Below are 7,140 nucleotides of genomic sequence, written 5' to 3'. Positions count from 1 at the left end.
GTCAAACCGAGGTCGGCGCTGTAGATCGATCCGTGCACCGACCGCGCTTCATCCGACGCCAAGAAGCACACCACCGCTGCGACCTCCTCGGGTTCGGAGGCACCGCGGTAGCCGATCATCGTCTGCATGAGCTTCCAGTCCGTGTCCGGCGGGAAGGTGTCGGCGACCATCATCGGCGTGTTGATGCCGCCGGGGGCGACGGCGTTCACCCGCACGCCGGTCTTGATGTACTCCGCAGCGATCGACCTGGTCAGCGCGACCACCGCCGCCTTCGAAGATGAATACACCGTGTTGTACGGGGCTCCCATCAGCGCCGAGTTCGAGGCGATGTTGACGACGCTGCCGTTGCGGTCGAGCAGATGCGGGAACGCCGCCTGAATCATCCAGAAGGTCCCCTTGACGTTGACGTTGTAGATCAGATCGAAGGTCGACTCGTCGACGTCGGTCATATGACCCGCCCGCATGACACCGGCGCAGTTCACCAGCGTGTCGATCTGCCCGAGATCATCCATCGCTACCGAGACCAGACCGTGTGCGGTCATCCGGTCGCTGATGTCACCCGTTCCGAACGACATCGAGCCGCCAGCCTCGGTGATCAACCCTTGAGTCTCGATGAGGCCCGCCTCGTTCATGTCGACGCCGAAAACCCGCGCCCCCTCGGAGGCAAGACGACGTGCCACGGCTCGTCCGAGCCCCGAAGCTGCGCCGGTGATGATGGCGGTACGTCCTTCGAATCGCATGGAAACTCCTCCCTGAGCAGCGCTCCACGGCAGCCGCTTTCTGACGGTTCGTCAGGTACGGTAGCGCTATGCAGGACTATCCCGTAAAGCTCGGCATGATGTTGTTCACCCTCGTCGACCCCCACCGAGGCAGCGAGGTGGCGTACAACCGCTGGTACGAACGCGATCACTTCTACGGCGGATGCATGATCGGACCCGGCATTCTCGCCGGATCGCGTTGGGTGGCGACCCGCGACTACAAGAACCTTCGCTTCACCGGCGCCGGCGAGTTCGACTCCCCCGTCGCCGCGCCGATCGACGCCGGCAGTTACCTCGCCACCTACTTCGTCCAGAAGGGCCACGAGGCCGAGCACTTCGGATGGGCCACGCCCGAGGTCTTCAAGCTCTACGAGGCGGGGCGAGGTTTCGACGAGCGCGAACACGCCCACACCGTGCTCTACTCCCACACCACCGCCGCCTACCGCGACTCCGATGGCGTGCCCGTCGAGCTCGCGCTCGATCACCGATTCGCCGGGTTGACCTCGGTGCACCTCGACCGGGCCGAGGGCGTCTCGCACCGCGATCTCGAGGCCTGGTTCGAAGACAGCGGCCGCATCGGGCTTCTCGACGAGACCTCACCGGTTGCCATCGCGGCGTCGTGGCGACCCGTTATCCCCAAGGAAGGCGAGGGAGCGGCTCCGATGAAGTTGGGGTCTGGGCCGGGCACCACCCAACGGTCGATGCAGCTGTTCTTTTCCGACGAGGCGCCTGCGGGCCACTGGGATCGGTTCCACGCCTATGCGGAGGCGGTCGAGGCCTCGGGAATCGCCCGGGTCGTGTTGGCGGCCCCGTTTCTCCCGACGATTCCCGGCACCGACACCTACACCGATCAGCTCTGGTAGCCGATCGGGGGCGAGGCAGCGTCCCGTTCAGTTCTTGAGGAAGTCCAGGGTTCGTTGCCACGCGAGCTCCGCGGCCGCCTCGTCATAGCAGCCGTGCTCACCCGGCTCGGCAAACCAGTGCACGGCGTCGGGGTAGTGCCACAGGACGGGTTCCGAACCCGCCTCGAACAGCTCGGCCGACAGCAGGGTCACGTCGTCGTCGGAGACCATGACGTCATCGTCGACGAAATGCCCGAGCACCCGCGCGGTCATCGCCGAGAAGTCGAGCGACGATGTGCCGTAGTAGATGACCACCCGGTCGAAGGACTCCGGCTGACGGGCCGCCGCCCACAACGCCAACGACGCCCCCATCGAGAACCCGACCACCGAGATCGGTCCGCTCGGATCGTCGCTGGCCGACCGCAGCGCGACGGCGCTCGACAGCACCAGATTCGCCGCAGCATTGGGATCCATGTCGTCGAGCGCCTGCTGAGCTTCGTGTGCCGTCGCCGGGCATCGACCACCGAACAGGTCCGGAGCCAACACGACAAAGCCCTCGTCGCACAGCCGGTTGCAGAAATCTTTCACCGCCCGGTTGAGGCCCCACCATGAATGCAGCACCAACACCCCGTGACCCCGCCCGGCGCCATCGTCGCCGGGTCGTACCAGATACGCGGAACCCGCACCCTTCGGCGCACGAACCGGAAACCGCAACAGGTCGTCGTCACTCGTCACCCGCCCATTGTTCCACGCCGTCGAACCGGCGCCGGTAGCGTCGCCGCCATGCGCAAGTTCTGGCAGCGCCCGCAACAGATCACCTCCCACGACCTCGTCACCACCACGATTCGCACATGGAAGACCGAGGACCTCCAGTCGATGTCCTGGTCGGAGCCGCTCGAATGGCTGACCCGCGACCTCCAGCACGAGGCGGGCCTCACCGACGAGGCGCGGCCGATCGTGCGCCAACGACTGCTCGACCTCCTCTTGGACCGCGCTGTCGGCGGACGAACCGGGGTGGAGGCACCCGCGTCGGGAGCCGAACCCTCCTCCGAAACGCGAACCGTCGTGCTCGCCGGAACCGATCCCATCGCTATCGCCACCCTGGCGCGCCACTACGGCGCAACGGCCGCCAACGATCCGATGATGACCGAATTCTGTGGGCTGGAGTGGGAACTCGACTTCCACCTCCCTCATTTCGCCGAATGGCAGGCCACCGACCCCCTCGCCGCGCAGTACTCCAGCGCGGCACAGCGCAACCGGTTCGCGTCCAACAACGCAACCGTCGCCAACCTCGCCACCCACCTGTGGGCTGCGTTCGGGCATCTCGAACACCTGACACAGATCCGAGCGGCGGCACCTCGCGCCGTGATCGTCGTCCTCCACGGCGGCGACGACTCGGCTGCAGCGAACGAAGCCTGTCGGCGTCGCGCTCAGTTCTGCGCGAACGTCGAGCGCAACAAAGTCGAGCGGTACTGGGCATTTCGCCTCGCTGCCATGCGCGACACGAGCAACGCTCAGCTGATGGGCTTTCGCACCGCGATGGACCCGCGCCTCATCGAGGTCAACGCATCCGAGGCTCTCGACAACCCGACCGCGCTGGCAGCCGACATCGCCGCCCGCCTCGTCGCGGCCTGAACGGCCGACGCACGGCGGCGACGAACCCCTACGCCAGCACCGACGCAACCGCCTCGAGCATCTCGACGGGTGCGTTGATCTGGGCGGTGGTAATCACCGTTTCCTTCCACGCCGGCAGCTCCGCGAGGATCTTGTCGAAGGGTCCGATGAGCGCCACCTCCTCCACCAACCGCAGGGGCACCGCCGCGATCGCGTCGGACTTGTGACCGTCGAGGTACAGGTCCTGGATCCGCACGCACTCGGCCTCGAAACCCATGCGGGCGAAGACATCGAAGTGGAAGTTCGCACCCTTCGCTCCCATGCCCCCGATGTAGAGCGCCAACATCGGCCGAAGGAGATCGGCGGCTGCCTCGACGTCATCGTTCGGAATGATCGGCAGCGGCGACACCACCTCGAACCCGTCACCGAGGCCACCATGACGGGCGTCCTCGCGTGCGAATCCCTCGCCGAGCGCGGCACGGTAGTGGGCGTCCTGGCTCGGGCCGAACCAGAACGGAATCCAGCCGTCCGCAATCTCTGCAGCGAGTGCGACGTTCTTGGGGCCCTCAGCGGCCAGCAGCAACGGAATTTCGTTGCGGATCGGGTGCACGGTCGACTTCAACGCCTTACCCAATCCGGCACCGCCGTCATAGGGCAGCGTGTAGTGACGCCCCGAGTAGGAAACCGGCCCCTCCCGCCGCAGAATCGCCCGGAAGATGTCGAAGAACTCACGGGTGCGCTCGAGCGGGCGCGGGTAGGGCTGTCCGTACCAGCCCTCAACCACCTGTGGCCCCGAGGCACCGAGGCCCAACATGAGCCGTCCGCCGCTGAGGTGGTCGAGTGTCAATGCGTGCATCGCCGTGGCGGCCGGGGTGCGCGCCGCCATCTGCACGATGGAGGTGCCGAGCTTGATCGTGGAGGTGTGCGACCCCCACCACGCAAGCGGCGTGAACGCGTCGCTGCCGTAGGCCTCGGCCGTCCATACCGAGTCGAATCCCAGGCGTTCTGCCTCAAGGACCGCCTCAAACGCCCCTTGCGGCGGCCCCGATGACCAGTATCCCGTGACGAGTGCAACCTTCACGGCTCGACCTCCTCGGTCTACTCCGGCCGACGAGGGTCGCCGGGGGACGGCCGCTGAACGGCCTCGCACGACCGTACCCGTTCGACCGAATCGAGCGCCCGCCGAACTGCCCCATCCCGCTGCACACCCAGCGTTCGCAGCACGCGGTTCGTGAATACGCCGCCGCGAGTCATCCTCCCGGGCCGTTCGGGCGTCAAGGGCGCTCCGTCGACGACACGGGAGGATCGACCCGACCGTGGTTACGACGCGAGATTCTGCGCCGCGAAGTCCCAGTTGATGAGATGCGACAGGAACGTCTCGATGTAGCTGGGGCGGGCGTTGCGGAAGTCGATGTAATACGCGTGCTCCCACACGTCCATCGTCAACAGGGCCTTTTGGCCGTGCTTGAGCGGAAGGTCGGCGTTCGGGGTCTTCGTGATCTCGAGGTCGCCCGAGCCGTTCACGATAAGCCACGCCCACCCCGAACCGAACTGGGTCATGCCCGCCTGGGTGAACTGCTCTTTGAATCCGTCGAGCGAACCGAACGCCGCGTCGATTTTCGCAGCGAGGTCGCCGGTGGGAGCACCGCCGCCGTTCGGCGACATGGAGTTCCAGTAGAAGGTGTGATTCCACACCTGAGCGGCATTGTTGAAGAGCGGACCGGCGTCGGCGGCGAGGATGATTTCCTCGAGCGACGCGTTCTCCTGCGCGGTCCCTGCGATGAGGTTGTTCAAGGTCGTGACGTACGCGTTGTGGTGCTTGCCGTGATGGAACTCGAGCGTCTCCTGAGAAATGTGAGGAGCGAGCGCATCGATCGCGTACGGCAGAGCCGGGAGTTCAAAAGCCATGATTCTTCCTTTGTCGAGAGCTTGTTCGGGAGCTCAACATGTGCAAACTACCCGATGGTCCACGTCGGTCAGGACTCGTCGGACGAGTCGCCATCGAGCCCCAGGAGTTCAAAGATCCGCTCCTTCGGGCGGCCAACGACCGCTCGGTCGCCGACGACGACGATCGGGCGCTGCAACAACTTGGGGTGAGCAGCCAGCAGCGGTACCACCTGCTGCGCGGTCTGAACGTCCTCCTCGGCGAGGCCGAGGTCCTTGAAGTTCGCATCGCGTCGAACCAGTTCGGTGACCGGGTTCTGCAGCTTGTCGACGATGCCTTGCAGTTCGGCTGCATCCGGCTTGGTCTTGAGGTACTGGACCACATCGACCTCGATGCCTGCGTCCGCGGCGATCTTCAACGCCGTCTTGGACGAGTTGCAGTTGGGGTTGTGATACACGGTGACGTCTGCCATGGAACCAGCGTTGCAGTGACAGCTCGACCTCGCCAGCCGCAACGAAGCCACGAGCGATTCGCGCAGGAGCGGACGCTGCATGGGCCGAATTCCTCAAGCTCGTCGGGACCATGCCGATGAAGACAAGGAAGCACCGGCGGCACCTGCCGATGACGAACAGGCACAACTTCGCGGCCGACGCTGGCCGGCTAGAGGACCGAGGACACATGGCGGTTGACCCAGCGCTGAGCGCAAACGATCTACGGATGCCCACGAGCGTCGAACTCACCGGGCTGTCGTCATCGCTCATCGAAGACATCATGTTGCGGATCATCATCGCTGAAGGCCGTCCGACGATGGTCGGAGTGGCCCAGCGCATGCACTGCGCCACCGGCATGATCGAGTCGATCGCAACCTCGCTGCGAGACCGTCGCCTGATCGAATACGAGGGCATGCAGGGTCGGACCTACGTGCTGTCGGTCACCGAGCAAGGCCGCTCCCAGTCCCGGGTCCGCAGCGAGGAATGCAAATACGTCGGACCCATTCCGGTTCCCCTCGATCTCTACTCTCGGGTCGTTCGTGCCCAGACCCCGGAACTCTCGTTGAACCACGAGCAGCTCACCCGGGCGTTTTCCGACCTCGTACTGTCTCCGAGTCTGATCGACCAACTCGGTCCTGCGATCTGCGGCGACGGAGCGATCTTCCTGTACGGGCCGCCAGGAACCGGCAAGTCGTCGATCGCCGAACGTTTGATCCGAGCGTATGGCGACTCCGTTCTGGTCCCCTACTGCGTCGAAGTCCAAGGTCAGATCATCTCGGTGTTCGACCCTGTGCTCCACGAGCCGCTCGATCAGCAGCCCGATGAGCTCGACCCCCGTTGGGTGCTGTGCCAACGGCCAGCGATCATCGCGGGTGGCGAGATGCACGCCGGCATGTTGGATCTCAGTCTCGATCGCGAGACCGGCATCTACCTGGCGCCACTGCAGTTCAAGGCCAACAACGGGATCTTGGTCATCGACGACTTCGGGCGTCAGAACATGACTCCGGAAGAGCTGCTCAACCGTTGGATCGTCCCCCTCGACCGCCAGGTCGACTACCTGACCCTCGGCGGCCGGAAGTTCCAGGTTCCGTTCGAGGTCAAGGTCATCTTGTCGACGAACCTCGACCCGGAGAGCTTGGGAGACGAGGCGTTCTTTCGCCGGATCCACAACAAGGTGTACATCGGCTGTCTCGACAACGAACAGTTCGGCTACGTGCTCGACCGCGTTGCGCGAGCAAAACGGTTGCAGTTCACCGAACCGGCAGCGCGCCGGCTGCGCGATGTCACACGCTCACGGGGCGACGGCGAGCTGCGCGCGTATCTGCCCGGGGTCGTGTGCAAGCTGGCTGAGGCGATCATCCGCTATGAAAATCTCAGCCCTGTCGTCACGCCCGAACTCATCGATCGGGTACTCGAGCTGTACTTCGCCAAACAGGTCAAGGTCGGCGAGCCCACCGGATCACAGGTGGTGATGCCCGCACCCGTGGCCGAGCCACCTGTAGCACCAAGCCGTCCTCCAGCGTTGGCGTCACCGTTCGGCGACTGACTCG

8 protein-coding genes are annotated in these 7,140 nt (G+C 65.0%); 3 read left to right on the top strand and 5 right to left on the bottom strand.

The features are described 5' to 3' along the window. The coding region (locus M9952_15365; protein MCO5314301.1) for an SDR family oxidoreductase at positions 1-740 on the bottom strand (740 nt) is incomplete at its 3' end. Between the two features lie 68 nt (positions 741-808). Here M9952_15365 and M9952_15360 point away from each other — a divergent pair. Then, positions 809-1,621 carry a hypothetical protein gene (locus tag M9952_15360; protein MCO5314300.1) on the top strand — a complete coding sequence of 271 codons (813 nt, stop codon included), beginning with the start codon at positions 809-811 and terminating at the stop codon, positions 1,619-1,621. 27 nt (positions 1,622-1,648) lie between these two features. On the opposite strand, the gene M9952_15355 is transcribed toward M9952_15360, so the two are convergent. Further along, positions 1,649-2,335: a dienelactone hydrolase family protein gene (locus tag M9952_15355; GenBank protein MCO5314299.1), complete on the bottom strand. Its 687-nt coding sequence runs from the start codon at positions 2,333-2,335 to the stop codon at positions 1,649-1,651. 48 nt (positions 2,336-2,383) lie between these two features. On the opposite strand from M9952_15355, the gene M9952_15350 reads away from it, so the two are divergent. Then, positions 2,384-3,235 (top strand): hypothetical protein, encoded by an 852-nt coding sequence (locus M9952_15350; protein MCO5314298.1) that lies wholly within the window; start codon positions 2,384-2,386, stop codon positions 3,233-3,235. Positions 3,236-3,263: 28 nt separating this feature from the next. Here the strand turns inward: M9952_15350 and M9952_15345 are convergent, their stop codons facing one another. The 3 genes from M9952_15345 to arsC form a co-directional block, all read right to left on the bottom strand. Beyond that, positions 3,264-4,295, bottom strand: a complete 1,032-nt coding sequence (locus M9952_15345; GenBank protein MCO5314297.1) for an LLM class F420-dependent oxidoreductase — start codon at positions 4,293-4,295, stop codon at positions 3,264-3,266. 239 nt (positions 4,296-4,534) lie between these two features. Further along, the gene (locus tag M9952_15340; GenBank protein MCO5314296.1) at positions 4,535-5,122 is read right to left on the bottom strand and encodes a superoxide dismutase; all 588 of its coding nucleotides are present in this window, start codon (positions 5,120-5,122) and stop codon (positions 4,535-4,537) included. A 68-nt stretch (positions 5,123-5,190) separates the two neighbouring features. Next, on the bottom strand, positions 5,191-5,571 hold the full coding sequence (gene arsC, locus M9952_15335) for an arsenate reductase (glutaredoxin) (GenBank protein MCO5314295.1): 381 nt from the start codon (positions 5,569-5,571) through the stop codon (positions 5,191-5,193). A 245-nt stretch (positions 5,572-5,816) separates the two neighbouring features. Here arsC and M9952_15330 point away from each other — a divergent pair, with 245 nt between their 5' ends. Beyond that, a complete protein-coding gene (locus M9952_15330) occupies positions 5,817-7,136 on the top strand; it encodes a hypothetical protein (GenBank protein ID MCO5314294.1) in 1,320 nt (439 codons plus the stop codon). Positions 7,137-7,140 lie beyond the last annotated feature (4 nt).

It is taken from the genome of Microthrixaceae bacterium, from assembly GCA_023957975.1.
Classification (GTDB): Bacteria; Actinomycetota; Acidimicrobiia; order Acidimicrobiales; family Microtrichaceae; genus JAMLGM01.
The sequence above is the reverse complement of the archived record's forward strand: the minus strand, read 5'-3'. Positions and strand labels throughout refer to the sequence as shown.

Coding starts and splice junctions, on each gene's coding strand:
- M9952_15330 (MCO5314294.1), top strand. CDS start 5,817: ATGCCCACGAGCGTCGAACTCACCGGGCTGTCGTCATCGCTCATCGAA.
- arsC (MCO5314295.1), bottom strand. CDS start 5,571: ATGGCAGACGTCACCGTGTATCACAACCCCAACTGCAACTCGTCCAAG.
- M9952_15350 (MCO5314298.1), top strand. CDS start 2,384: ATGCGCAAGTTCTGGCAGCGCCCGCAACAGATCACCTCCCACGACCTC.
- M9952_15340 (MCO5314296.1), bottom strand. CDS start 5,122: ATGGCTTTTGAACTCCCGGCTCTGCCGTACGCGATCGATGCGCTCGCT.
- M9952_15360 (MCO5314300.1), top strand. CDS start 809: ATGCAGGACTATCCCGTAAAGCTCGGCATGATGTTGTTCACCCTCGTC.